Genomic DNA, 25,011 nt, shown 5'->3' on the forward strand with positions numbered 1-25,011 from the left:
GCGGGCCCTGGCGGGAAAGGTAGGTTCGGCCGCCGGACACGAGAGGCGGAGAACGATGGAGCTGCTGCGGGCCGACGGGTCGGGCGGGCCGAGCGCGCCGACCCAGGGCGGCGGCGCGACGTACGCCGGCGCGGTGGCGGGCTGGCCCGCCACCGCGCGCGAGGTGACCTTGTGGTGCGGCCGGCCGGAGCACCCCCTGCCCGCCGAGGTGGTCGCGGGCTGGCGGGACGCGGAGGACGTCGAGGCGTACCTGCTGTACGAAGGACGGGAACTCGTCGGCTACGGCGAACTCTGGCTGGACGCCGATGAGGACGAGGTCGAGCTGGCCCGGGTCATCGTCGCGCCCTCCGCCCGCGGGCGCGGCGTCGGGCGGCGTCTGATCGCCGCCCTGACCGCCCGGGCCCGGCTGACCGGCCTGGCCGAGGTCTTCCTCCGCGTGCACCCCGACAACAGCGCCGCGCTGCGGTGCTACCTCGGGGCGGGCTTCTCCCCCGTCCCCGCGGAGGTGGCCGCCGAGTGGAACGTGCCGCAGCCGGTCGCGTACGTCTGGCTGCGGCACACGGGCTGAGACCCGGAGGCGGAAGGCCCGGCCGCACACGAAGGTGCGCGCCGTCGACGATCCCGACGCGATGGATTGACATGTCTGCCTCACACACTGACGCTTGAGAGCGCTCTCAACGCACTTTCCCGCCGCCCCTGGCGGCCCTCCACCCCCCACACAAGGAGGAAGCGCGTGCACATCCGACGCCACCCCGTCGCGGCCCTGTCGGCCGCGCTGCTGATGACGGCCGGCCTCGCCGTCCTCGGCACCACGTCCCCCCGCGCCGAGGCCGCCGTCCCCGCCACCATCCCGCTGACCGTCACCAACAACTCCGGCCGCGGCGAACCCGTCTACCTCTACGACCTGGGCACCGAACTCGCCACGGGCCGTCAGGGCTGGGCCGACGCGAGCGGCACGTTCCACCCCTGGCCGGCCGGGGGCAACCCGCCGGCCCCGGCGCCCGACGCCTCGATCGCCGGGCCCGCGAACGGCAGGTCCGTCACCATCCGGATCCCCGGGTTCTCCGGCCGCATCTACTTCTCCTACGGCCGGAAGCTCGACTTCAGGCTGACCACCGGGGGCCTGGTGCAGCCCGCGGTACAGAACCCCTCCGACCCGAACCGGGACATCCTCTTCAACTGGTCCGAGTACACGCTGAACGACTCCGGACTGTGGATCAACAGCACCCAGGTGGACATGTTCTCCGCCCCGTACGCCGTCGGCCTCAAGCGCGCCGACGGCAGCACCACGGCCACCGGTCACCTCGTGCCGGGCGGCTGGAACGGCTTCTTCGCCGCCCTGCGCGGCCGGGCGGGCGGCTGGGGCGACCTGGTCCAGACCCGCTCCGACGGCACGGTGCTGCGCGCGCTCTCCCCGGGCCACGGGATCGGGACAGGCGCGCTGCCGCGCACCGTCATGGACGACTACGTCAACCGCGTCTGGCAGAAGTACTCCACGGCGACACTGACGGTGACCCCCTTCGGCGACCGGCCCGGTACGAAGTACCACGGGCGGGTCTCGGGCGGCGTCATGAACTTCACCGACGCCTCCGGGACCGTCGTCACCTCGTTCCAGAAGCCCGACGCGGACAGCGTCTTCGGCTGCCACAAGCTGCTGGACGCGCCCAACGACTCCGTGCGCGGGCCGATTTCGCGTACGCTGTGCGCCGGCTTCAACCGCTCCACCCTGCTCACCAACCCGGCCCAGCCGGACACGAGCGCGGCGGGCTTCTACCAGGACCCCGTGACCAACCACTACGCCCGCGAGATCCACGCACGGATGGCCGACGGCAAGGCGTACGCCTTCGCCTTCGACGACGTCGGCAACCACGAGTCGCTGGTCAACGACGCCAACCCGCAGCAGGCGTACATCACGCTGGACCCGCTCGACCAGGCCGTGAGCCCCGGGCCGGACCGCCAGGGCCCCATTGTCAGTGGCCCGGCCTAGGGTGGGGACGACACAGGAACCGCGACGAGAGACTGGAAGTCCCCATGACGACCCTTTCCGACCGTCCGAACACCGCGCTGCTCGTCATCGACGTCCAGAACGGGGTGGTGACCGGCTCGCACAACCGGGACGACGTCATCACGAACATCAACACCCTGATCGGCAAGGCGCGGGCCGAGGACGTACCGGTGATCTGGGTGCAGCACTCGGACGAGGACCTCCAGAAGGGCAGCGAGAGCTGGCAGTACGTGCCGGAGCTCGTGCGCGAGGAGTCGGAGCCGCTGATCCACAAGCTGTACGGCGACTCCTTCGAGGACACCGAGCTGGAGGCGGTGCTCGCCGACCGCGGCGTGGGCCGGCTGGTCGTCACGGGCGCCCAGACGGACGCCTGCATCCGCTCGACCCTGCACGGGGGACTCGTCCGCGGCTACGACGTCACCCTCGTCGGCGACGCGCACACCACGGAGGACCTCAGCGCCTACGGGGCGCCCGTGCCGGAGCTGGTGATCGCACACACCAACCTCTACTGGAGGCACCAGAGCGCTCCCGGGCGCCGCGGCGGCACCGTCGACACGGCCGAGGTGTCCTTCGCGGCGGCCGAGGAGAGCTGAGCCGTCCGGAGTCACGGACCGATCCGCCCGGCTGCGACGGCCGCCGCCGGGCGGGACGGCGCCGGCTCCGTGGTCGAGGACGCACGTCGGCAGACGGCCGGCACCCGCGTCGACAAGGTGATCAGCGCCAGGTCGGTGCATCAGGGGAGGGTGGTCGGAGTGGTCGGCGTGTACAGTGCCGCGCAGCAGAGCGGCACCCCTTCACCGGTGCATCTCCTCGGTACAGCGATCACCTTCCTGCTGCCCGGTCTCTTCCTGCTCCACCGGCGTCGGCAACTCGCCCAGGAACCCCCCGTGATCGGGCGCCCTGCGGACGCCGTCGCGCGGCTGCGCCTCACCTACCTGATCTCCGGCTGGTACTGCACGGGCTTCGGGGCGTTCGCCCTGCTGGTGTCCGCGATGGTCGCGCTGACCTCAGGTCGGTGAGGCGACCGCCTCGAGCCGCCGGCTGAGCGGGTCCCTCAGAGCGCGGTCCCGGCACCTCCCATGAGCACGGCCGAGGCGTGGATCGGTCCCGCCGTGCCGCGCAGCGGGGTGCCTGAACCGCCGCGCCGCCCGGCGATGATCTCGGCGGCGATGGAGACCGCCGTCTCCTGCGGGGTGAGGGCGCCGATGTCGAGGCCGATCGGCGAGCTCAGGCGGGCGAGTTCGGATTCGCCCAGGCCGGCGTCCCGGAGACGTTCGAGGCGGTCCTCGTGGGTGCGCCGGGAGCCCATCGCCCCGACGAACCCCAGGAACGGAAGCCGGAGTGCCACTTCCAGCAGCGGCACGTCGAACTTCGGGTCGTGGGTGAGGACGGCAACCATCGTGCGGGCGTCGACACGGCCCGCCGCGGCCTCCGCGGCGAGGTAGCGGTGCGGCCATTCGACGACGACCTCGTGGGCGTCGGGGAAGCGGGCCTCGGTGGTGAACACGGGGCGCGCGTCGCAGACCGTGACCCGGTGGCCCAGGAGCGCGCCCTGACGGGCGAGGGCGGCGGCGAAGTCGGTGGCGCCGAAGACCAGCAGGCGGGGCGGCGGCGCGTAGGAACGGACGAAGACCCGCCGTTCGCCGTAGCGGCGCTGCGCGCTCGTGCCGCGGGCCAGCATGGCACGGGCGTCGTCGGTGACGAGGTCGTCCAGTTCGGCGGAACCGAGGCCGCCCGCGCGTTCCCCGGGGCGCACCACCAGGCGGGCGCCGGCGCCGGGGCCGGCGACCACCGTGGCCACGGCGACGGCCCGAGCCGCCGCCATGTCGTCAAGAACGGCCGGCAGTTCGGGAAAGGTGGCCGGGGAGACCGGCTCGACGAAGACGTCGATGGTGCCGCCGCAGGTGAGGCCGACGGCGAAGGCGTCGTCGTCGCTGATCCCGTACTGGTGCAACTGCGGCGTCATCGTACGGACGACCTCGCGCGCCACCTCGTACACGGCCGCCTCGACACAGCCGCCGGACACGCTCCCGGCGACCTCGCCCTCGGCGGACACGGCCATCACCGCGCCCGGGGGACGGGGCGCGCTGCGGTAGGCGGCGACGACGGTGGCGAGTCCGATGGTGCGTCCCGCCGCGTACCAGGTGCGGAGCGGGTCCGCGAGCTCACGCATCGCGGCGCCTCAGACGAACCAGACGACGAGCAGGACGACCACGACGACCGCGACCGCCGCCGGAATCGCCCGCTTGAGCACCGCGCCCCTGGCGACGCCCATGAGGTCGATCGGCTCGGGTTCCGGCGCGGGCCGCACCGGGGCGGGCGCCGGCTCGCGCATGGGGGCCGGCTCGCGCACCGGGGCCGAGTCTGCCGCGCCGTCTTCCGTCCCGCCGTGCGACGCCCCGTCCGCGACGGTCTCCTCCGCGGGGGTCTCCTCCGCGACGGCCTCCGCGGCCCCGGCGTCCTTCGCGCCCGGTGCCGCAGCCGGGGCCTGTACCGCGGCCGGGGCCTGTACCGCTGCCGCCGCAGCGGGCCCGCTGCCGCCGTCCTCACCGCTCCCGCCGACCACGACGGGCTCGGGGGCCCGCTCCTCGGCCAGTTGCCGCTCCAGGGCCTCCACGAACTGGCCCAGCAGCTTCCTGCTGACCTCCTCGATCATGCCCTTGCCGAACTGCGCGATCTTGCCGGTGATCGTCAGCCGGGTCCCGACCGTCACCAGCGTCGCCTCGCCCTCGGGGACCAGCCTCGCGGTGATGCGCGCGTCGGCGTTGCCCTGGCCGCGGGCGTCGCGGCCGCGCGCCCGCAGCACCGCGGTCCGGCTCCCGGCGTCCTGCTCCTCGAAGGCGGCGGTGCCCTTGTACTGGACGGTCACCGGGCCGACCTTCACCTTCACGAGGCCGTTGTACGTGTCGCCCTCCCGCCCGGTGAGCTGGGCGCCCGGCATGCACGGCGCGATCCGCTCGACGTCGGTGAGCAGCGCCCAGGCCTGGTCCGGCGGCAGGCTCACTCGGAACTCGTTGGTGAAGTCCATCGAGGGCAGACCTCTCTTCCGGTGGTGGCGTCATCGGCGGTCCCGGACGGTGCCCACACCTTGGGCCCGCCGTCGCGGGCCGTCAACGCGCAGTTCAGCGTTCGCTTAAGACACCGGTTCCCGGGGCCGGACAGTCCGCCGCGTGCCCCCGGGTCCGCGAAGCGACGTACATCGCAGCACACATGACGGTCCGTCACGATGTTGGCGGCGTGTTCACATCCGTGCGGAGCCGGCTGACACACGCCGGCGCCCGGGTCGCCGGTCAGCTCCAGAGCGTGACGTGGACGGGAGGCCGGAACTCCGTCAGCGGGACGCCGTTGGAGCGGGCCAGCAGGGCCTGGGTGGCGGCGGGGGTGGTGACGAACCGGCAGAGTGCGGCGGCGACGGCGGAGCGGCGGTCCGGGGCGAGTGTGCTCGCGTAGAGCATGCCGTTGACCGGCATGCCGAGGACGTCGAGGACGACGAGGTGGGAGCGCCGCAGTTCCTCACGCACGACGTGCAGCAGGGCCAGCGTCACCCCGTCGCCGGCGGCGACGGCGTTGAGCGAGGCGGTCACGCTCGGGAAGGCGGTGGCCTTCGCGGGGTCGACGCCGATGCGGGCGAGGAAGGCACCGGCGAGGGTGTCGGGGTCCATGCCGGCGGGTCCGAAGAGCCAGGGCTCGCGGCTGAGCCGGCCCGGGGCGATGCGGGACTGCTGCCGCAGCGGGTGACCGGGCGCCGCGACGACGACCAGCTGGAAGCGGAGGAAGGGCACGGACTCGATCGCCGGGTGCGGGGCGGGCGCGGGCCCGATCGTCACGTCGGCCCTGCGGTCCCTGAGCAGTTCGCCGAAGACCCCGACGGGCACCGCCAGGGTGTCGGCGTCCAGGTCGGGCTGGCGCCGCCCGAAGGCCGCGAGCAGGGCGGGGAGCACCTGCTCGGCACCGGTCTCGGTGGACGCGACGCGTAGTTGGGCGGTCCCGGCGCTGGCCTGCCGTACCCGGTGGCGGGTCTCCTCCGCCAGGCCGACGATCTCGGCGGCTCCCGCGGCGAGGCGCTGGCCGCCCGGGGTGAGGCTGATGCCGCCGCCGGCGCGGATGAAGAGGACGTCGCCCAGTTCTCGGCGGAGGGCCGCGACGGCCCCGGACACGGCGGGCTCGGTGACGCCCAGCGACTCGGCGGCAGCCTTGACCGATCCCAGTCGGGCCACGGCGACGAAGGCCCTCAACTGCGTGAGCGTCATGGGGACATTACATCTGTTCGAGCGTCAACTGTCTCAGTCCGGATTAACCATTCTCTTCAGTTGCCGTTGACCGGTCCCGCCCGCGGCGCGAGTGTTCCCCCCACATGCACCCCGCATCGACCCACACCGTCGACCGTCCGGGCAGGGAAGGAGGGTGCCGTGCAGGTACCCGCTTCGTTCGAGTACCAACGGGCGCAGAGCGTGGAGGAGGCCCTGGAACTGCTGGGGCGCTTCGGCGAGGAGGCCAGGGTCCTCGCGGGAGGGCACAGCCTGCTCCCCATGATGAAACTGCGTCTGGCCGGGCCGGAGGTGCTCGTCGACATCAACGACCTCACCGAACTCGACCACATCGACGAGACCGGCGGCGAGCTGCGGGTCGGCGCCCTCACCCGGCACCGCACGCTGCTGGAGTCGCCGCTGGTCGGACGGCACTTCCCGATCATCCACGACGCCGAGCGGGTGATCGCCGACCCGCCGGTCCGCAACCGCGGCACCATCGGCGGCTCGCTGTGCCAGGCCGACCCGTCCGAGGACCTGTCGGCGGTGTGCGCGGCACTGCACGCGGTGGCCGTGATCCGCGGCGCGGACGGCGAACGCGACGTCGCGATGGCCGACTTCCACCGCGGCCCGTACGAGACGGCCGTGGGCGCCGGGGAGATGCTCACCGAGGTGCGCTTCCCGGTCCGGCCAGGCTCCGGAAGCGCCTACGAGAAGCTGGAACGCAAGGCCGGTGACTGGGCGGTGGCCGCGGCCGGGGTGGCGCTCTCCCTGGACGACGGGCGCATGACGCACGTCGGGGTGGGTCTGGCGGCGGTCGGCGCCGGCGGACTGCACGCGGATGCGGTGCAGGAGCTCCTGGAGGGCCGTGAGCCGTCGCCGGAGCTCTTCGAGGAGGCCGGGCGGGTGGCGTCGGCGAGTTGCTCGCCCGTCACCGACAGCCGCGGGACGGCCGACTACAAGCGGCATCTGGCCGGAGAACTGACCAAGAGGGCCCTGCGGCGCGCCGTCGCCCGGGCCGCCGCGCCGGCCACGGCCGTGCAGGAGGGATGACGGACGTGCGGATCACGGTGAACGTCAACGGCGAGGACCACACCCGCGAGGTGGAGGCCCGCCATCTGCTCGTCCGCTTCCTCCGTGACGACCTGGAACTGACCGGGACGCACTGGGGCTGCGACACCTCCAACTGCGGCACCTGCGTGGTGCTGATGGACGGCGAGCCGGTCAAGAGCTGCACGGTCCTGGCCGCCATGGCCGAGGGCCACGAGATCCGCACCGTCGAGGGGCTGGCGGACGGCGACCGGCTCGACCCCGTGCAGCAGGGCTTCATCGAGGAGCACGGGCTGCAGTGCGGCTTCTGCACCCCGGGGATGATGCTCAGCGGCCGTGCGCTGCTGGACCGCAATCCCGACCCGTCCGAGGACGAGGTCCGCGAGGCCATCTCGGGGCAGCTGTGCCGGTGCACGGGCTACCTCAACATCGTCAAGGCCATCCGGTGGGCCGCCGCCCACGAATCCGCCGGCCGTGAGGAAGCGGGGAGCCAGGCATGACCACCGTCGAGGAACCCGCCGCCCCCGCCACCGAGGAGCGGCCGATCGGCTTCGGCCGGATGAAGCGCAAGGAGGACCCGCGCTTCGTCCGCGGCAAGGGCCGTTACGTGGACGACGTGAAGCTGCCGGGCATGCTCCACGGCGCGGTGCTGCGCAGCCCCTTCGCGCACGCTCGGATCGTGTCCATCGACACCTCCGCCGCCGAGGCGCACCCCAAGGTGAAGGCCGTCATCACCGGGGAGACGCTGGCCGGGCTCGGGCTGGCCTGGATGCCGACGCTCTCCTACGACACCCAGGCGGTGCTCGCCACCGACAAGGTCCGCTTCCAGGGCCAGGAGGTCGCCTTCGTCGTCGCCGAGGACCACTACGCGGCGCGTGACGCGATCGAGCTGATCGACGTGGACTACGAGCCGCTCGACCCCGTCGTCGACGCCCGCCGCGCCCTCGACCCCGCCGCGCCGGTCATCCGCGACGACCTGGAGGGCCGCACCGACAACCACATCTTCGACTGGGAGGCGGGCGACCGCGCCGCCACGGATGCGGTGTTCTCGGAAGCCGACGTCGTCGTCGAGCAGACCATGCTCTACCCGCGGGTGCACCCCGCGCCGCTGGAGACCTGCGGCGCGGTGGCCTCCATGGACCCGGTCGACGGCAAGCTGACGCTCTGGACGACCACCCAGGCGCCGCACGCGCACCGCACGCTGTACGCGATGGTCGCGGGGCTGCCCGAGCACAAGATCCGGGTCATCTCCCCGGACATCGGCGGCGGCTTCGGCAACAAGGTCGGCATCTACCCCGGGTACGTGTGCGCGGTCGTCGGCTCCATCGTCACCGGAAAGCCCGTCAAGTGGGTGGAGGACCGCTCGGAGAACCTGATGAGCACCTCCTTCGCCCGCGACTACCACATGACGGGGCAGATCGCGGCGACCCGCGAGGGCCGCATCCTCGGCGTACGCGTCAAGGTCCTCGCCGACCACGGCGCCTTCAACTCCACGGCCCAGCCGACGAAGTACCCGGCGGGCTTCTTCCACATCTTCACCGGCTCGTACGACATCGAGGCCGCGCACTGCGAGGTCACCGGCGTCTACACCAACAAGGCGCCGGGCGGCGTCGCCTACGCCTGCTCCTTCCGCGTCACCGAGGCCGTCTACCTGATCGAGCGCATGGTGGACTGCCTCGCCGCGGAACTCGGCGCCGACCCGGCCGAGCTGCGGATGCGGAACCTGCTGCGGCCCGAGCAGTTCCCGTACCAGAACAAGACCGGCTGGGAGTACGACTCCGGCGACTACCCGGCCTGCCTGCGCAAGGCGATGGACCTCGCGGGCTACGAGGAGCTGCGCCGCGAGCAGGCGGAGAAGCGCGGGCGCGGTGAACTCATGGGCATCGGGCTGTCGTTCTTCACGGAGACGGTCGGCGCGGGCCCGCGCAAGCACATGGACATCCTGGGCCTGGGCATGGCCGACGGCTGCGAGCTGCGCGTCCACCCCACCGGCAAGGCCGTGGTGCGGCTGAGCGTGCAGACGCAGGGGCAGGGCCACGAGACGACGTTCGCGCAGATCGTCGCCGAGGAACTGGGCATCCCGCCCGAGGACATCGACGTCGTGCACGGCGACACCGACCAGACGCCCTTCGGCCTGGGCACCTACGGCTCCCGCTCCACCCCGGTGTCGGGCGCGGCCGCCGCGCTGGTGGCCCGCAAGGTGCGGGACAAGGCGCGGATCATCGCGGGAGCAATGCTGGAGGTGTCCCCGGACGACCTGGAGTGGACCAAGGGCCGCTGGTCGGTCAAGGGCGACCCGGCCATGACCCGGACGATCCAGGAGATCGCCCTTGCGGCGCACGGCGCGCTGGAGCTGCCGGAGGGCGTGGAGGGCCATCTGGAGGCCACCACGGTCTACAACCCGCCCAATCTGACGTATCCGTTCGGGGCGTACGTCTGCGTGGTCGACGTCGACCCGGGCACGGGCGCGGTGAAGGTGCGGCGCTTCATCGCGGTGGACGACTGCGGGACGCGCATCAACCCCATGATCATCGAGGGGCAGGTGCACGGCGGCCTCGCGGACGGGGTCGGCATGGCCCTGATGGAGTTCATCGGCTTCGACGAGGACGGCAACTGCCTGTCCGGCTCCTTCATGGACTACCTGCTGCCGACCGCACTGGAGGTGCCGGCCTGGGAGCTGGGGCACACCGTCACGCCGTCCCCGCACCACCCGATCGGTGCCAAGGGCATCGGCGAGTCCGCCACGGTCGGCTCGCCCCCGGCTGTGGTCAACGCGGTGCTGGACGCGATCGGCGTGCGCCACGCCGACATGCCGCTCACGCCCGGCCGGGTGTGGCAGGCGATGCGGCACGGCCAGGTCGAGGCGCCGCAATGAGCCAGGCCCCGGTGCTGGACGCGCGGATCGCCGAACTCACCGCGCGGCACGTCCCGTTCGTCCGGGCGACCGTGGTGCGCGCCCGCCGCCCGGCGAGCGCGCGCCCCGGCGACACCGCCGTGGTGCTGGCGGACGGCAGGATCGAGGGGTTCGTCGGCGGCGTCTGCGCGGAGGCCACGGTCCGCGCGCAGGCGCTGCGGACGCTGGCGAGCGGCGAGGCGCTGCTGCTGCGGATCTCCCCGGAGGCCGCCGAGGAGGGCGCCTCCGGGGGGACGGAGCCGGAGGAGGGCGCGCTGAGCCTGCGCAACCCGTGTCTGTCGGGCGGCGAGCTGGAGATCTTCCTCGAGCCCCGGCGTCCCGTCCCGCGGGTCCTGGTACTCGGTGAGACACCCATCGCCCGGGCGCTGACCGGCTTCGGCACCCCGCTGGGTTACGAGGTGACGGGGCCGCCCGCGGATGGGTTCACCGAGGAGTCGCTGTCCGGGGTCCACGCGGTCGTCGTGGCCTCGCACGGACGGGACGAGGAGGCCGCGCTGACGGCGGCCGTGCGCGCGGGCGTGCCGTACGTCGGCCTGGTGGCCAGTCCGCGGCGCGGGGCGGCGGTGGTCGCCGGACTGGACCTGACGCCGGAGCAGCGCGACGCGGTCCGGACGCCCGCGGGCCTGTGGATCCGCGCCCGCACGCCGGGCGAGGTCGCGTTGTCCATCCTCGCGGAGGTGGTCGCCTCGGTGCGGGACGGCGGGATCCGGGAGGACGGGATCCGGGAGGACGGGATCCGGGAGGACGGCACGGCACCGCGGCCCGCCCCGCCCACCGCGCCGGACCCGGTCTGCGGGATGACGGTGGCCGCCGTACCGGACACCCCGTACTCCGACGCCGGGGGTGAGCGCCGCTGGTTCTGCTGCGCGGGCTGCCGCACGGCGTTCGAGGCCGACCCCGCCCGCTACACGGGGGCGCGGTGAGCACGTTCACCGAGGAGCGCGTCCCCGACCCCGCGGGTCTGCGCCGGGCGCTCGACGAGCGCGGCTACCTCGCGGACCCCGGGCTGGTCACCGCGCTGTTCCTGGCGCTGCGGCTGCCCCAGCCGCTGCTGCTGGAGGGCGAGGCCGGGGTCGGCAAGACGGAGGCGGCGAAGGCGCTGGCCGACGTGCTGGGCGGCCCGCTGGTGCGGCTGCAGTGCTACGACGGCCTCGACGCGGCGGAGGCGCTGTACGAGTGGAACCACGCGCGTCAGCTGCTGGGCATCCGGCTCGCGGAGTCGCGCGGCGAACGGCTCGCCGAGGCCGATCTGTTCACGGAGGAGTACCTGCTGCGGCGCCCCGTGCTGACCGCGCTCACCCATCCCGGCCCGGAGCCCGCCGTGCTGCTGATCGACGAGATCGACCGGGCGGACGACGACTTCGAGGCGTTCCTGCTGGAGGTGCTGGCCGAATCGGCGGTGACGATCCCGGAGGTCGGCACCGTACGGGCCGTGGTGCCGCCGGTCGTGGTGCTCACCTCGAACCGGACCCGTGATCTGCACGACGCACTGAAGCGGCGGTGCCTCTACCACTGGATCGACTACCCCGAGCCCGAGCGCCTGGTGCGGATCGTCCGCCGCCGGGTGCCCGGGACCTCGGCGGAGCTCGCGCAGGCGATCTCGGCGGCGGTGCGGCGGCTGCGCGACCTGGAGGTCCAGAAGGCCCCCGGCATCGCCGAGAGCATCGACTGGCTCGCGGCACTCGCCCTGCTCGGCGTACGGCGGCTGGACGCGGAGGCCGCCGGGGCGACGCTGGGCACGCTGCTGAAGTACCGCGAGGACCAGGAACTGGTGCGCGAGCGGGGTCTGGAGTGGCTGGTGGGCAGCGGCCGTGACGCCTGAGCCGGCGGCCGGGCCACCGCCGGGGCCGCCGCCCGGGCCGCCGCTCCCTCTGTTCGACACTGCCGAGTTCGGCGGCCGGCTCGGGGAGGCGCTGCGCCGCGCGGGCCTGCCGGTCACCCCCGAGCGGACGGTGTGCTTCCTGCGGTCGCTGCGTCTGGCGCCCCCGGTGGACCGCGAGGCCCTGTACTGGGCGGCACGGCTGGCCTTCGTCACCGACCGGGAACTGATCGCGCCCTTCGAGCGGGTCTTCGAGGCCGTCTTCGGCGGGCTCGGGGGCGTTCCCGCGGGGCGCGGCGACCGCGGCGCCGCACCGCCGGGCGCGGCGGAGGAGCACGTACGGACCCCTGTACCCGGCGCCCGCACCGCACCGGGCCGGGCCCCCGCCGGTGCGGGGCCGGTACGGGCGGCCGCCGCGCCCCGCACCGGGGAGGAGACGGACGGCCCTCCGGGAACGCTGCCCACGCTGGGCAGCATCGCGGAGGTCGTCGCCCACAAGGACTTCGCCGCCCTCGATGCGGCCGAACTGGCCGCCCTGGACCGGCTGATGGAGCTGATCGCGCTGCGCACGCCGCTGCGCAGGACCCGGCGCCGCGACACCGATCCGCACGGCCCCCGGGTGGACCCGCGGCGCACGCTGCGCGCGATCCGCACCACGGGGCTGGAACCCGTACGCCTGGCCCGGTCACGCCCGCGGCTCCGGCGCCGCCCGCTGGTGCTGCTGTGCGACGTCTCGGGCTCGATGGAGCCGTACGCCCGTGCCTACCTCAGGCTGTTCCCCCGTGCGGCGGCGGTGGGTGTGGCCGCCGAGGCCTTCGTCTTCGCCACGCGCCTGACCCGACTCACCCCGGTGCTGCGCCACTCGGGGCGGTACGGGGTGGACGCGGCGCTGCGCCGGGCGGGGGCCGCCGCGTCGGACTGGTCGGGCGGCACCCGGATCGGGCACGCTCTGGCGCAGTTCAACGACCGGTTCGGCCGGCGGGGCATGGCGCGCGGCGCCGTCGTGGTGATCTTCTCCGACGGATGGGAGGGCGAGGACCCGCGGGCCGTGGGGCGCGAGGCGGCCCGGCTGCGGCGGCTGGCCCACCGCGTGGTGTGGGTCAACCCGCGCAAGGCGGCGCCGGGTTACCTTCCGCTCGCGGGCGGCATGGCGGCGGCACTTCCCCATTGCGACGAGTTCGTGAGCGGCCACACCTTCGCCGCGCTCGCGGAAGTGGCCGAGGCGATGGGCGGAGGTGAGAACGGAAGAACAATCGGAAGGGGACGGGAAAGGAGAAGCGCAAGGGGGCGGAGCTGACCGGAATTTACGTCCCGGCAGCCCGGCCCCCTCAGTTCGCCTTCGTTTCTCGGTATTTCAGCCCCGGTATTCGCGGGAATCGCGGTACGGGTCGGCCTGATCGCCTCCGAATGCCTCGAATCGCGAGGCGGGAGCGGGGACGTGATAACTCGTCGGCGCCGCGTGCTGCGGGGCCTCCGGGGCGGGACGGCTCTCGAACGGACGGGAGGTGGATTCCTCGCGCGGCGCCGTTCCGTTCCCCGTGACGACGACGGGATTCACCAGGACGGCGAAGAGGACCAGCAGCACCTCGATGCCCAGGCCGATGATCAGCGGCGCGACGAGGGTGAGTCCGGTGACGCCCTCCTCGCTCGCGAGCCCCGACACGCTTCGCACCGTGACGGCCGACATCCCCGTGTAGTGCATCCCGCTGATGGCGATCGCCATCACCAGCGAGGCACCCACCGTCGCGCGGGCCCCCGTCACGCGCAGGGTGAACCACAGCGCCGCGGTGGCGGCCACCACCGCGATGACCAGGGAGAGCACCACGAGCGAGGTCGTGTAGTCGAAGGTGCCGGGGAAGCGCAGGGCGGCCATGCCCATGTAGTGCATGGCGGCGACGCCTATGCCCGCTCCGACGCCGCCGACGAGCAGCCCGCCCCAGGAGCGCCGCAGGCCGGCCACCAGCATGCCGGCACCTGTGATCACGACCGCCACGAGCAGGCTGAGCACGGTGAGCGGCACGTCGTAGCGGAGCTGCACACGGTCGACCGAGAAGCCGAGCATGGCGATGAAGTGCATGCCCCAGATGCCCGACCCGAGGGTCAGCGCCCCGGCGGCCAGCCACGGCCAGCCCTTGGCGAGACCCCGCGCGTGGAAGCGGGCGGCGCAGGCGAGCCCGAGGCCCGAACCCACCGCGGCCATCACGTAGGCGAGCAGGGGATAGAAGGCGTGCGAATACAGATGCTGCTGGTGCCCCACGAATGAACTCCCCACCTGGCACAGACGGCGAGCGCCATGACCGCGGACCGGGCCGGCACCTTTGCCTGCTGTCCTCGCCCGGCGCGCCGTTGACGAATGCGGCACCGGACGATCCCGCAGTGAATGACTGCCGGACCCCACCCCGACGACCGATGCTTGAACCTTATACTAAGGATTCCGCGGCGCCGCACAACCACGGAAACGGAAACGTCGCGTTCCCGCGCGGGAAATTCCCGCCGACCAGGAATTCCCGCGAACTCCCCACTGGAATACGGACGTTGGTCCGCCTTACGGGGTGGGGTGCGGACCGCTCAGGACCGGGCGCGGTGCCGGAAGGTGCTCGCGTACGCGCGGAGCAGGGTGAGCAGGGCCGGACCCAGCGGACGCGGGGCGGACTTGCGGGCCAGCGTCGCACCGGCGCGCTCCGCGCTGCTCAACCGGTGCCCCTGGAGCGTGATCAGGACCCGGACCATGGGCCGGTTGGGCTCCGGCACGACGTCCACGAGTCCGCGCGCGCCCGCGAGTCCCGCCCGGACCAGCCCGGCCTGGTCGCGGACGAGGGCGGCCACCGACGCCGGATCGGGGTCCCGCTCCAGTGCCGCGCGGTCCAGGCCGTGGCGGGCGAGGGCGTCCTCGGGGACGCCCAGCCGCCCGTCCGCGAGGTCCTCGGCCATGTCCTCCAGGAAGTCCAGGCGCTGGGCGGCCTCGATGAAGGTGCGGCAGGCGGCACGGTAGGCGTCGAAGCCGGTGGGTGGCGCGAGCAGTCCCGCGACGAGGAGGAAGGCGGGCAGCGAGTACGCGTCGACGTAGGCCTGGAAGTCGGCCTCCGTGGCGAAGCCGCGCCACTCGGCGTCGGCGGGGGCGGCGACGAGGTGGTCGGCGACGATGCCGCGCAGCACCGGTCGCCGGGTGACGGTGTGCGCGAGGGCACGCGTCAGGGGGTCCACCGGGTCGCCGGCCAGGGCCGCCCGGACCCGGCCCTCCCACTCGGCGAAGGCGCGGCGGCCGTCCGGACCGCGGTCCAGGAGGTTGTCGCTGTGGTGCATGAAGGCGGTGGCCACGAGTGCGTCGGGGACGAGCGGCGCCGGCAGCAGCAGCCGCACGGCGGCGTACGAGGCCCGGTCGAAGCCCGCGACCAGGCGGCGTTGCGCGCTGTACGCCTCGCGCAGGGCGGGGTCGGTGATGCCGGCCCGGTCGAGCGTCCTGCGCCAGCTGGTCATCGTTCCACCGCTCCCCTCGTCCGCCCGCCGGACGTCACCGATGATCACCCAAACGCAGAAAAACCCGCAAACTCACTGGCGTGGTCCCGCCCGACCATCGCCGACCTGCGTCACCTCCCTTCCGCAAACGGGCAGAGGCGGGCGGACTCTTGTCCGGTACGGGCTGACCACCCCGCCCTCCCCGGCGGTATAAATCTCGAGCGGGCGGAAACGGGCGGCCGGTGCCCGAACGGCCATGACGGAACCGGGACCAGGGAGGTGCGGCCATGCGCGGCGACGAACGGCAGCACAGGATCCTGGCGCTGGTGCGGCAGGCCGGACGGGTGGAGGTCACCGCGCTCGCCGCGGACTTCAAGGTGGCACCGGAGACGATCCGCCGCGACCTGAGCGAACTGGAGCGGCGCGGACTCGTCCGCCGTACACACGGCGGGGCGTACCCCGTGGAGAGCGCCGGTTTCGAGACGGACCTGGCCCGCCGCGAGACGCACCAGGTGGAGGGCAAGCGCCGGATCGCCGCGGCGGGGGTGAAGCTGCTCGGCGAGGCGGAGACCGTCTTCGTCGACGAGGGCTACACCCAGCAGTTGCTGGCGGCGCTGCTGCCCACCGACCGTCCGCTGACCGTCGTGACGGCCTCGCTGCCGACCGCGGCGGCGGTCGCCCGGTCCGCCGAGACCACCGTGCTGCTGCTCGGGGGCCGGGTACGGGGCCGCACCCTGGCCACCGTCGGCTCCTGGGCCACCCAGATGCTGTCCTCCTTCGTCATCGACCTGGCGATCATGGGGGCCAACGGCATATCCCGCGACTTCGGCCTGACCACCCCCGATCCCGTCGTCGCGGACGTCAAGGCGCAGGCGGTGCGCTCCGCGCGGCGCCGTGTGCTGGTCGGGATCCACACCAAGTTCGGCGCCTCGAGCTTCTGCCGGTTCGCGGAGATCGGCGACTTCGAGACGATCGTCACCGACACGGGCCTGCCGGCCCCCGAGGCCCACCGCTACTCGCTGCTCGGCCCCAACGTCATCCGCGTCTGATCCACCGCACCTCGCCTCAGCCTGCGCGCGAGCCGCCGCAGGCCGCCCCGGCACACCTTGACGCGCCCCGAGCCGCGGGCGCGCCGCCGGGACCCCCCTCACAGGAAGGCCTCCCCATGCCCAGGACCGACACCGATCGCGGAAGGGCGCCACGGCGCCGCCCCACCGTCCGGCTGACCGCACTCGGGGCCTGCACGGCCCTGCTCGCCACCGGCTGCGCCGGCGCGGGCGGCAGCGGAGGAGACGGCGGGGGCGGCGGCGCCTCCGTGAACGTCCTGATGGTCAACAACCCGCAGATGCTGGACCTGCAGAAACTGACGGCGTCGGACTTCACCAAGTCCACCGGCATCAAGGTCAACTTCACGGTGCTGCCGGAGAACGACGTCCGCGACAAGATCAGCCAGGAGTTCTCCAGCCAGGCCGGCACCTACGACGTCGCGTCCATCAGCAACTACGAGGCGCCGATCTACGGCAGGAACGGCTGGCTGGCACCGCTGGACGACACCGTCGCCAAGGACCCGGACTTCGACCAGGCGGACATCCTCCCGTCGATGAGGGAGAGCCTGACCGGCGCGGACGGCAAGCTGTACGCCGAACCCTTCTACGGCGAGTCGTCGTTCCTGATGTACCGCAAGGACGTGTTCGAGGCCGAGGGCCTCACCATGCCCGAGCGCCCCACCTGGCAGCAGGTCGCCGCCCTCGCGGCGGAGGCGGACGGCGCCGAGTCCGGCATGAAGGGCATCTGCCTGCGCGGACTGCCCGGCTGGGGCGAGGTGATGGCGCCGCTGACCACGGTCGTCAACACCTTCGGCGGCACCTGGTTCACCAAGGACTGGCAGGCCCAGGTGAACGCGCCCGCGTTCAAGGAGGCGACGAAGTTCTACGTCGATCTGGTCCGCGAGCACGGCGAGGCGGGCGCGCCGCAGGCCGGCTTCGCCGAGTGCCTGGGCGCCTTCCAGCAGGGCAAGACCGCCATGTGGTACGACGCCACCTCGGCCGCGGGCATCCTCGACAGCGCCGGCTCCCCCGTCGCGGGCAAGGTCGGCTACGCCCCGGCGCCCGTGGTGAAGACGGACAACTCCGGCTGGCTGTACACCTGGGCCTGGGGCATCCAGAAGGCGAGCAAGCGTCAGGACGACGCGGCGAAGTTCGTGGCCTGGGCCTCCGGCAAGGGGTACGAGGAACTCGTCGGCAAGAAGCTCGGCTGGGCCCGCGTCCCCGCGGGCAAGCGCACCTCCACCTACGAGAACGCGGACTACCTGAAGGTGGCGGGCCCGTTCGCCAAGGCCACCGAGGAGGCCATCGCCGGGGCCGACCCGCGCGACCCCGGCGTCCAGCCGCGGCCCACGCTCGGCATCCAGTTCGTCGACATCCCCGAGTTCCCGGACCTCGGCACCAAGGTCTCGCAGGAGATCGCCTCCGCCATCGCCGGGCGCACCTCGGTGGACGCGGCGCTGGACAAGTCCCAGCAGCTCGCGGAGAAGGTCGCCGCCCAGTACCGGAACGGGTGATTCGGACATGACCGGTACGTCGGGCGCCGTCACCGACGAGGTGCGCGGCCGGCCTGCGGTCCGGGCGGTGGCCGCCCGGACCGCGGGCCCCGGCCGGGCCGCCGCGTGGGCCCGCCGTGGGCCCCTGATGCCGGCGCTGGTGTTCATGGTGGTCGTCACCCAGCTGCCCTTCGTGGCCACGCTGGTGATCTCCTTCATGGACTGGAACGCCCTCTACCCCGACCGGCGCGGCTTCACCGGACTGGCCAACTACGCCGACGTGTTCGGCGACGCCGGCCTGCGGGCGTCCGTCCTGACCACCGTCTGGCTCACCGCCGGCGTGGTCCTGGTCAGTCTCGTGCTGGGGCTGGGCCTGGCGCTGTTGCTGGACCGCCGCTTCCGGGGCCGCGGGCTGGTGCGGACCCTGCTGATCGCGCCGTTCCTGCTGGTCCCGGTCGCCTCGGCGCTGCTGTGGAAGCACGCCCTCTACAACCCCGAGTACGGGCTGTTCAACGGCGCGCTGACCTGGCTGTGGCAGCTGTTCGGCAGCGACCGGCCGCCGCAGCCGGACTGGATCACCTCGATGCCGCTCGGGGCGATAGGGGCGTCCTTGGTGTGGCAGTGGACCCCGTTCATGATGCTGATCCTGCTCGCCGGACTGCAGAGCCGCTCCACGGAGGCGGTGGAGGCGGCCCGGGTGGACGGCGCGAACGCCTGGCAGGTCTTCCGCTTCCTGACCCTGCCCCACCTGCGCCGCTACCTCGAACTGGCCGCCCTGCTGGGCTCGGTGTACGTCGTGCAGAACTTCGACGCGGTCTTCACCCTCACCTCCGGCGGCCTGGGCACCGCCAACCTGCCGTACACGATCTACGAGTCCTTCTACAAGGCGCACGACTACGGCCGGGCGTCGGCGGCCGGCGTGGTCGTGGTCGCCGGGACCATCGTCGTCGCCACCCTCGCGCTGCGCCTGGTGTCGACGCTGCTGAAGGAGGAGTCCTCATGAGCGCCGCCGCGCCGCCGGTCCGCAGCCGTCGTTCCGGCTCCCTGTGGGGGCTGGTTGCCTGGGCCGCCGCCCTGCTGTTCGTCCTGCCGATCGCCTGGATGGTGCTGACCTCGCTGCACAGCGAGACGGACGCCGCCACCAACCCGCCCTCCCTCGGCGCCGGGCTCACCCTCGACGGCTACCGGGAGTTCTTCGGCGCAGCCACCGGCGCGAGCCCCTGGCCCGCCCTGGTCAACTCCCTGACGGCGAGCCTGGTCTCCACCCTGCTGGTGCTGGCGCTGGCGATACCGGCCGCGTACGCGCTGTCGATCCGCCCCGTCCGCAAGTGGTCCGACGTGCTCTTCTTCTTCCTGTCGACGAAGATGCTGCCCGCGGTCGCCGGGCTGCTGCCGGTCTACCTCGTGGCGCAGAACCTCGGACTGCTCGACAACGTCTGGCTGATGGTCCTGTTCTACACCTCGATGAACCTGCCGATCGCGGTCTGGATGATGCGGTCCTTCCTCGCCGAGATCCCGGTGGCGATCCTCGAGGCCGCCGCGATCGACGGCGCCGGGCTGCCGGCCGTCTTCCGCCGGATCGTCATCCCCGTCTCCGCCCCCGGCATCGCCGCCACCTCGCTGATCTGCTTCATCTTCAGCTGGAACGAGATGCTCTTCGCCCGGGTGCTCACCGGTGTCCGCTCGGTGACCGCGCCGGTCTTCCTCACTTCCTTCGTCACCAGCCAGGGACTCTTCCTCGCCAAGGTCTGCGCCGCGGCCGTCGTGGTGTCCCTGCCCGTCCTCGTCGCCGGATTCGCCGCCCAGGACCGCCTGGTCCAGGGCCTGTCACTGGGAGCCGTCAAGTGAAGGCAGTCGTCATCGCCGAGCCCGGGAAGATCGAGATCGCCACCGTCGAGGATCCGGCTCCCGGTCCCCGCGACGTGGTGGTCGCGGTCGCGGCCTGCGGGCTGTGCGGAACCGATCTGCACATCCTGCAGGGCGAGTTCGCGCCGACGCTGCCGATCGTGCCCGGTCACGAGTTCGCCGGGGAGGTGGTCGCGGTCGGCTCGGCCGTCACCGAGGTGGCGGTGGGCGCCCGGGTCGCCGTCGACCCCTCGTTGCACTGCGGCGAGTGCCACTACTGCCGCCGGGGCCGCGGCAACCTGTGCGAGCGGTGGGCCGCGATCGGGGTCACCGAGCCGGGCGGCGCCGCGGAGTTCGCCATCGCGCCGGTCGCCAACTGCGTGGTCCTGCCCGGCCACGTGGCGACCGCCGACGCGGCGCTGATCGAGCCGCTGTCGTGCGCCGTGCGCGGCTACGACGTGCTGCGCGGCCGGCTCGGAGCCCATGTGCTGATCTACGGCTCCGGAACGATGGGCCTGATGATGCTGGAGCTCGCCAAGCGCACGGGCGCGGCGAGCGTGGACGTCGTCGACGTCAACCCCGAACGGCTGGCCACGGCGCGGCTGCTGGGCTGCGACAAGACGGCCGCGTCGGCGCAGGAGATCGTCCGCCCGCGCGGCTGGGAGGTCGTCGTGGACGCCACCGGCAACGCCGCCGCCATCCAGGACGGGCTGCAACGGGTCGGCAGGGGCGGCACCTTCCTGCAGTTCGGGGTCGCCGACTACGCCGCCCGCGCGGTCATCGAGCCGTACCGGATCTACAACCAGGAGATCACCATCACCGGTTCCATGGCCGTCCTGCACAGCTACGAGCGGGCCGCCGAACTCTTCGCCGCCGGCGTACTGGATCCGGGGGTCTTCATCAGCGACCGCTTCCCGCTCACCGATTACCCCCACGCCATCGAGCGCTTCAAGGAGGGCATCGGCCGCAAGATCCTGGTGCAGCCGTGACCGCGCCCGCCACGCTGGTCGCCGGTGAGGCGCTGACCGACGTGGTCGTCGGACCCGACGGGACGCTGCAGGCCCACCCGGGCGGCAGCCCGGCCAACACCGCACTCGGACTGGCCCGGCTCGGGCACCCGGTCACCCTGGCCACGCGCGTCGGCCGGGACGCGCACGGCGACGCCCTGGTCGAACGGCTGACGGAGGGCGGGGTCCGGCTGCTGCCGGGGTCGGTCGTCCACGCTCCGACGTCCACGGCCAGGGCCGAACTCGACGGTTCCGGCAGCGCCGCGTACCGGTTCGACATCACCTGGGACCTGCCCCCGGTCGGGCCCCTCGGCGTGCCGGGGCACCTCCACACCGGTTCGATCGCCACCGCGCTGGAGCCGGGCGCGGGGCGGCTGCTCACCCTGGTCGCGGCGGTCCGCCGCCGCGGGCACACCGTCTCGTACGACCCGAACCTCAGACCCGCGCTGCTCGGCCCGCCCGAGGCCGAACGCCCGCGCGTCGAAAGGCTGGTGGCCCTCGCCGACGTGGTGAAGGCCAGCGAGGAGGACCTCGGCTGGCTCCACCCGGGGCGGGATCCGGGGGAGGTCGCCGCCGACTGGGCGCGCCGCGGCCCGCGCCTGGTCGTCCTCACCCGGGGCGCGGCGGGCGCCGAGGCCCACTGGGGGCCGGACGGCCGGCACAGCGTCCCCGGCCGACGGGTACGGGTCGTCGACACCATCGGCGCCGGTGACGCCTTCATGGCGGGCCTGCTCGCCGGCCTCCTCTCCGCCGGGCTGCTCGGCGGGGCGGCGGCCCGGCGGCGGCTGCACGCGGCCGGGGACGGCGGTCCCGTGCCGCGAGCGGTGGCCGGGGCCCTGGAGCTCGCCGCGCGGGTCGCGGCCCTGACCTGCGGGCGCGCGGGAGCGGACCCGCCGTTCCTGGCGGAGGTGGCGCCCGTCGTGTGATGATCCGGCCGACGGCACTCCCACGCACCGAGGGGCGGTACGACGATGTGGCCGCGGGTCGACGGAATGCGCTCCATGGAGCTCGGCACGCCCGATGCGCTGCGGGACGAGCTCAACTCCCTGGTCCTGGCGGGAAAGAAGACCGCCACGACCGGACTGCTCTCCGAGTACGTTGAGGAGAGCGAAGGTCTGGAGTTCGTCGGCGAGCGGCTGGCCCTGCTGGACCGGGAGAGCCACCGCGTCGGCGTCATCGAGGTCACGGGCGTGGAGGTGACGTCCTTCGCGCAGGTGACGTGGGGGCACGCTGCCGCCGAGGGCGAGGGGGACGCCTCCCTCGCCGACTGGCGGGCCGGGCACCGTCGTTTCTGGGAACGCGCCGGCACCCCCGTCGAGGACGCGACGCCCGTGGTGTGCCTGGCGTTCCGGCTCGTCACGACGGGCGGCTGACGGTGCGTATCCGCATCGAGGCACGCGACCTTCCGGGCCGCACCTTCGGTTGCCACAGCGGTGTCCACGTCGCCGTGCAGCGCCGCGCCCGTCCGGCGGAACTCCTGGACCCCCGTCCCGGGGACGCCGCCGTCGCGACGTGGGACCTCGACTGCCGGGTCCGCGAGACCCCGGACGGCCCCGACATCACGGGCGACTGGGTCCAGGGCGGCCCCGGCGCCCGCTTCGTGTACCTGGTCTGGGGGACGGTGGAGGGCTCCGGGGACTTCACGATGTTCCGCCGCGCCAAGCTCATGCTCGACGGTGTGGAGCCCGCCACGCTGCGCGCCGCCGCCCGCCACGGGACGCTCGTCGGACGGCTGGGCCTCACCGACGCCAGGGGCGGCCCGCTCTGCGCCGCCGTACGGCCACCGCTCGTCACCTGGTCGGCGCCGACGCCGGACGCGCCGCGCTGACGGCGGCATGTGAACGGGACCACCACCCCGCCGGTGGGCGCGCCCACGGTCCGCACGACCGCTTACGCCTTCCCACCGGCGCCGGGCAGTGGTCCCGCTCGGTCACACGGGGGTTCGGGTCCCTCAGTCCTCTCCCCTGACGATGTTCCATTCCTTGCCGCTGTCGGGCTCCCGCTGCGGCGGATTGCCCCGGCCCTCCTTCAGTACAGCAGGCCTGCACGTGCGTATCTGCTGGTCTCGGGGGATGCGGGTGCTGGTCGGGTGGCCGTTGCGTGTGTCCACGGCTGGGCGCCTCCTCATGTCTTCTCGACACCGCATACCCATTCGAACGTGATTTACACGACATAACATTCCGGATCGGGGCATGTTTGTCGGACGCATCCGCACGGCACCCGGCCACCGTCGCGTTGCGCACCGTTCCCGGCACCGGCCGTGTCCGCCGCCCCGCGGGCCAATCGCCCACCCGTCGAGGGTGCGGCTGCCCCGGGGGGCACAGCGGAAACCGCCTCGGGCACGTGGGTTCAGCGCGTGGGGTGCCACTCGGCGAGCAGGACGGTGGCGTCGTCGTCGAGGCGGCCGTGCCGGTGCGCCAGGATGGCGTGGACCAGGCGCCGCAGGACTTCCGGGGCGGGGTCGCCGAGCGCGGTGGCGTGCACGACGTACTCGGTGAGGCGTCGCTCGCCGAACTCGTCGCCGCCCTCGGCGCGCGATTCGGTCACGCCGTCGGTGTGGATGAGGACCCGGTCACCGGGTTCCAGGTGCGCGGAGTGGACGGAACGCGGCCGGCCGCCGTGGCCGGGACCGAGGCCGAGGGGCAGCTCCGCGTCGCGCTCCAGGGCGCCGGTGACGACGTGCCGGGCACGGATCAGCCGGGGCGGGGGGTGCCCGCAGTTCGCCCAGGCGAACTGGCCGCTGCGGATGTCGAGGTCGGCGAAGACCGCGGTGGCCAGCCGGTCCGGGATCCACTCGGCCAGGGTCTCGTCCACGGTCTTGACGATCTCTCCCAGATCGGCGCCGGCCCGCCGGGCCGCACGGCAGCCGGCCAGCGCGACGGCCGCCGTGAGCCCCGAGGCGAGGTCGTGGCCCATCGCGTCGACCACGGCCACGTGCAGGTGGTCGTCCTGGAGGCTGTGGTCGAAGGCATCGCCGCCGATCTCGTACGCGGGTTCCAGCACGGCGCTGGAGGTGACCTCGGTCGTGCCGAGGGTCCGCGGCGGCAGGAACGCCCACACGAGTTCCGCGGCGGTGCTCATGGGGCGGCTGCGGACGAGCCGCAGCAGGTCGTCGCCGAACCCCGCCCTGGAGACGATCGTCAGGGTCGTGACGTCGGCGAGCGCGCGGCAGCGGGAGAGGAGTTCGGGGTCGATCCGGTGGGTGGTGACCTCCATGACGCCGATCCGCTCCGCACCGTCGACGAGCGGGAGCCACATCGTGATCCGGTCGTCCCGTTCGCTCAGGCGCAGCGAGACCGTCCGGTAGGCGGCGCCCGCGGGGGTGCCGTCGACGGCCACGGCGCGGCGGGCACGGGACGCGGGTTCTCCGGGCAGCGGGACGAGCCTGACCTGCTGGACGTCGGCGAGGAGGACCGTGACCTCGTCCAGGCCCACCTCGTGCGCGGCACGTCCGAGCGCGGCGCCCCAGTCCTCCGGGGCGGCCTCGTGCGATTGCTGCAGGAGTCCGCTCAGCAGGGCCCCGAAGCCGGTGTCGTCCACCGTCACCATCACCTGTCGGTGCGCCGTCCCCGTCGCGGGGCCGGACCGTTCGGGCGCCTGCCCCGGGGTCCGCCGCCGAAACATCGCACCGCCCCTGACCTGCGGCGCCGCCGCGGAGCCGGCGCGGGCCTCCCCGGATCGCCCACAGGCGCCGGTTCCGCAGAACGTCATATTCCAGCAAATCGAGTGCCAATACGGGCGTGCCGCACCTCAACGGGCACACCGAGGCCCGACGCTTCTCGTGTCCCACCCGTGCGGGTGCCCACGGCACCCGCGGAGACAGGAGTCGATCCATGCGCGTTTCCCGTTTCGTGGCCGCGGTCGGTGTGGCCGTGGCCGTCGTCCTGGGCGGTGCGGCGGGTGCCGGTGCCGTCACGCCGGAGACCGTCGGCGGCGCCCACGGCACGCACGCCACTCACGGAGACCACGGCCGCGGCCACCACAGCCACCACGGCAAGCGTCATCACCACCGCTGGCACGGTCACCGCCACCACCGTCACCACCACGTCGTCAACCACCACCGCCGCTGACCCGCGGCCCGAGCCGCGGAACCCCCCGGGGGGGGGGGGGCGGGGGGCGCGGGGGGGGC

26 protein-coding genes are annotated in these 25,011 nt (G+C 73.4%); 19 read left to right on the forward strand and 7 right to left on the reverse strand.

Annotation, left to right across the window (positions count from 1 at the left end; translation table 11 throughout):
• Window positions 1-55 precede the first annotated feature (55 nt).
• The 4 genes from ACFW3D_RS34565 to ACFW3D_RS34580 all read left to right on the forward strand — a co-directional run bounded on the left by ACFW3D_RS34565 (window position 56) and on the right by ACFW3D_RS34580 (window position 3,024).
• Window positions 56-568 carry a GNAT family N-acetyltransferase gene (locus ACFW3D_RS34565; protein ID WP_500511221.1) on the forward strand — a complete coding sequence of 171 codons (513 nt, stop codon included), beginning with the start codon at window positions 56-58 and terminating at the stop codon, window positions 566-568.
• Window positions 569-781: 213 nt separating this feature from the next.
• Window positions 782-1,987, forward strand: a complete 1,206-nt coding sequence (locus tag ACFW3D_RS34570) for a glycoside hydrolase family 64 protein (RefSeq protein ID WP_500511273.1) — start codon at window positions 782-784, stop codon at window positions 1,985-1,987.
• A 44-nt stretch (window positions 1,988-2,031) separates the two neighbouring features.
• Window positions 2,032-2,598, forward strand: a complete 567-nt coding sequence (locus ACFW3D_RS34575) for a cysteine hydrolase family protein (RefSeq protein WP_500511223.1) — start codon at window positions 2,032-2,034, stop codon at window positions 2,596-2,598.
• Window positions 2,599-2,667: 69 nt separating this feature from the next.
• Window positions 2,668-3,024: a hypothetical protein gene (locus tag ACFW3D_RS34580; RefSeq protein WP_500511225.1), complete on the forward strand. Its 357-nt coding sequence runs from the start codon at window positions 2,668-2,670 to the stop codon at window positions 3,022-3,024.
• A 35-nt stretch (window positions 3,025-3,059) separates the two neighbouring features.
• On the opposite strand, the gene ACFW3D_RS34585 is transcribed toward ACFW3D_RS34580, so the two are convergent.
• The 3 genes from ACFW3D_RS34585 to ACFW3D_RS34595 all read right to left on the reverse strand — a co-directional run bounded on the left by ACFW3D_RS34585 (window position 3,060) and on the right by ACFW3D_RS34595 (window position 6,255).
• Window positions 3,060-4,178: an XdhC family protein gene (locus ACFW3D_RS34585; protein WP_500511227.1), complete on the reverse strand. Its 1,119-nt coding sequence runs from the start codon at window positions 4,176-4,178 to the stop codon at window positions 3,060-3,062.
• Between the two features lie 9 nt (window positions 4,179-4,187).
• The gene (locus ACFW3D_RS34590; protein ID WP_500511229.1) at window positions 4,188-5,033 is read right to left on the reverse strand and encodes an SRPBCC family protein; all 846 of its coding nucleotides are present in this window, start codon (window positions 5,031-5,033) and stop codon (window positions 4,188-4,190) included.
• A 262-nt stretch (window positions 5,034-5,295) separates the two neighbouring features.
• Window positions 5,296-6,255, reverse strand: a complete 960-nt coding sequence (locus ACFW3D_RS34595) for a LysR family transcriptional regulator (protein ID WP_500511231.1) — start codon at window positions 6,253-6,255, stop codon at window positions 5,296-5,298.
• 159 nt (window positions 6,256-6,414) lie between these two features.
• Between ACFW3D_RS34595 and ACFW3D_RS34600 the strand changes: the two genes are divergently transcribed.
• Genes ACFW3D_RS34600 through ACFW3D_RS34625 form a run of 6 tightly spaced genes read left to right on the forward strand, consistent with a single transcriptional unit; the run spans window position 6,415 to window position 13,332 of the window.
• Entirely contained in the window at window positions 6,415-7,305 is an 891-nt protein-coding gene (locus ACFW3D_RS34600) for an FAD binding domain-containing protein (protein ID WP_500511233.1), read from the forward strand.
• A complete protein-coding gene (locus ACFW3D_RS34605) occupies window positions 7,302-7,802 on the forward strand; it encodes a (2Fe-2S)-binding protein (protein ID WP_375819695.1) in 501 nt (166 codons plus the stop codon). Before ACFW3D_RS34600 ends, ACFW3D_RS34605 begins: the two co-directional genes overlap by 4 nt.
• Window positions 7,799-10,177 carry an aerobic carbon-monoxide dehydrogenase large subunit gene (locus ACFW3D_RS34610; RefSeq protein WP_500511235.1) on the forward strand — a complete coding sequence of 793 codons (2,379 nt, stop codon included), beginning with the start codon at window positions 7,799-7,801 and terminating at the stop codon, window positions 10,175-10,177. The genes ACFW3D_RS34605 and ACFW3D_RS34610 overlap by 4 nt, the downstream gene beginning before the upstream one ends.
• A complete protein-coding gene (locus ACFW3D_RS34615; RefSeq protein ID WP_500511237.1) occupies window positions 10,174-11,139 on the forward strand; it encodes an XdhC family protein in 966 nt (321 codons plus the stop codon). The genes ACFW3D_RS34610 and ACFW3D_RS34615 overlap by 4 nt, the downstream gene beginning before the upstream one ends.
• Window positions 11,136-12,038: an AAA family ATPase gene (locus ACFW3D_RS34620; protein WP_500511239.1), complete on the forward strand. Its 903-nt coding sequence runs from the start codon at window positions 11,136-11,138 to the stop codon at window positions 12,036-12,038. The genes ACFW3D_RS34615 and ACFW3D_RS34620 overlap by 4 nt, the downstream gene beginning before the upstream one ends.
• A complete protein-coding gene (locus ACFW3D_RS34625) occupies window positions 12,028-13,332 on the forward strand; it encodes a vWA domain-containing protein (protein ID WP_500511241.1) in 1,305 nt (434 codons plus the stop codon). The genes ACFW3D_RS34620 and ACFW3D_RS34625 overlap by 11 nt, the downstream gene beginning before the upstream one ends.
• Window positions 13,333-13,389: 57 nt before the next feature.
• On the opposite strand, the gene ACFW3D_RS34630 is transcribed toward ACFW3D_RS34625, so the two are convergent.
• Entirely contained in the window at window positions 13,390-14,292 is a 903-nt protein-coding gene (locus ACFW3D_RS34630) for an MHYT domain-containing protein (RefSeq protein ID WP_500511243.1), read from the reverse strand.
• Between the two features lie 311 nt (window positions 14,293-14,603).
• On the reverse strand, window positions 14,604-15,512 hold the full coding sequence (locus tag ACFW3D_RS34635) for a squalene/phytoene synthase family protein (protein WP_500511245.1): 909 nt from the start codon (window positions 15,510-15,512) through the stop codon (window positions 14,604-14,606).
• A 266-nt stretch (window positions 15,513-15,778) separates the two neighbouring features.
• Between ACFW3D_RS34635 and ACFW3D_RS34640 the strand changes: the two genes are divergently transcribed.
• From ACFW3D_RS34640 to ACFW3D_RS34675, 8 genes are all read left to right on the forward strand, one after another.
• Window positions 15,779-16,540, forward strand: a complete 762-nt coding sequence (locus tag ACFW3D_RS34640) for a DeoR/GlpR family DNA-binding transcription regulator (RefSeq protein ID WP_500511247.1) — start codon at window positions 15,779-15,781, stop codon at window positions 16,538-16,540.
• A 116-nt stretch (window positions 16,541-16,656) separates the two neighbouring features.
• A complete protein-coding gene (locus tag ACFW3D_RS34645; protein ID WP_500511249.1) occupies window positions 16,657-18,051 on the forward strand; it encodes an ABC transporter substrate-binding protein in 1,395 nt (464 codons plus the stop codon).
• A gap of 7 nt (window positions 18,052-18,058) precedes the next feature.
• Window positions 18,059-19,033: a carbohydrate ABC transporter permease gene (locus ACFW3D_RS34650; protein WP_500511251.1), complete on the forward strand. Its 975-nt coding sequence runs from the start codon at window positions 18,059-18,061 to the stop codon at window positions 19,031-19,033.
• Entirely contained in the window at window positions 19,030-19,878 is an 849-nt protein-coding gene (locus tag ACFW3D_RS34655; RefSeq protein WP_500511253.1) for a carbohydrate ABC transporter permease, read from the forward strand. Before ACFW3D_RS34650 ends, ACFW3D_RS34655 begins: the two co-directional genes overlap by 4 nt.
• Window positions 19,875-20,864 carry a zinc-dependent alcohol dehydrogenase family protein gene (locus ACFW3D_RS34660; RefSeq protein ID WP_500511255.1) on the forward strand — a complete coding sequence of 330 codons (990 nt, stop codon included), beginning with the start codon at window positions 19,875-19,877 and terminating at the stop codon, window positions 20,862-20,864. The genes ACFW3D_RS34655 and ACFW3D_RS34660 overlap by 4 nt, the downstream gene beginning before the upstream one ends.
• A complete protein-coding gene (locus ACFW3D_RS34665; RefSeq protein WP_500511257.1) occupies window positions 20,861-21,808 on the forward strand; it encodes a carbohydrate kinase family protein in 948 nt (315 codons plus the stop codon). Before ACFW3D_RS34660 ends, ACFW3D_RS34665 begins: the two co-directional genes overlap by 4 nt.
• A gap of 75 nt (window positions 21,809-21,883) precedes the next feature.
• Window positions 21,884-22,255, forward strand: a complete 372-nt coding sequence (locus tag ACFW3D_RS34670) for an ASCH domain-containing protein (RefSeq protein ID WP_500511259.1) — start codon at window positions 21,884-21,886, stop codon at window positions 22,253-22,255.
• Window positions 22,256-22,257: 2 nt separating this feature from the next.
• Complete coding sequence (locus tag ACFW3D_RS34675; RefSeq protein ID WP_500511261.1) at window positions 22,258-22,710, forward strand: DUF5990 family protein; 453 nt, start codon at window positions 22,258-22,260, stop codon at window positions 22,708-22,710.
• 123 nt (window positions 22,711-22,833) lie between these two features.
• Here ACFW3D_RS34675 and ACFW3D_RS34680 read toward each other — a convergent pair whose 3' ends face one another.
• Window positions 22,834-22,992, reverse strand: coding sequence for a hypothetical protein (locus ACFW3D_RS34680; protein WP_500511263.1), 159 nt, complete (start codon window positions 22,990-22,992; stop codon window positions 22,834-22,836).
• 239 nt (window positions 22,993-23,231) lie between these two features.
• Window positions 23,232-24,431, reverse strand: coding sequence for a PP2C family protein-serine/threonine phosphatase (locus ACFW3D_RS34685; RefSeq protein ID WP_500511265.1), 1,200 nt, complete (start codon window positions 24,429-24,431; stop codon window positions 23,232-23,234).
• Between the two features lie 284 nt (window positions 24,432-24,715).
• Here ACFW3D_RS34685 and ACFW3D_RS34690 point away from each other — a divergent pair, with 284 nt between their 5' ends.
• Window positions 24,716-24,952 (forward strand): hypothetical protein, encoded by a 237-nt coding sequence (locus ACFW3D_RS34690; protein WP_500511267.1) that lies wholly within the window; start codon window positions 24,716-24,718, stop codon window positions 24,950-24,952.
• Window positions 24,953-25,011 lie beyond the last annotated feature (59 nt).

This window comes from Streptomyces sp. NPDC058864 (assembly GCF_042742985.1).
Classification (GTDB): Bacteria; Actinomycetota; Actinomycetes; order Streptomycetales; family Streptomycetaceae; genus Actinacidiphila.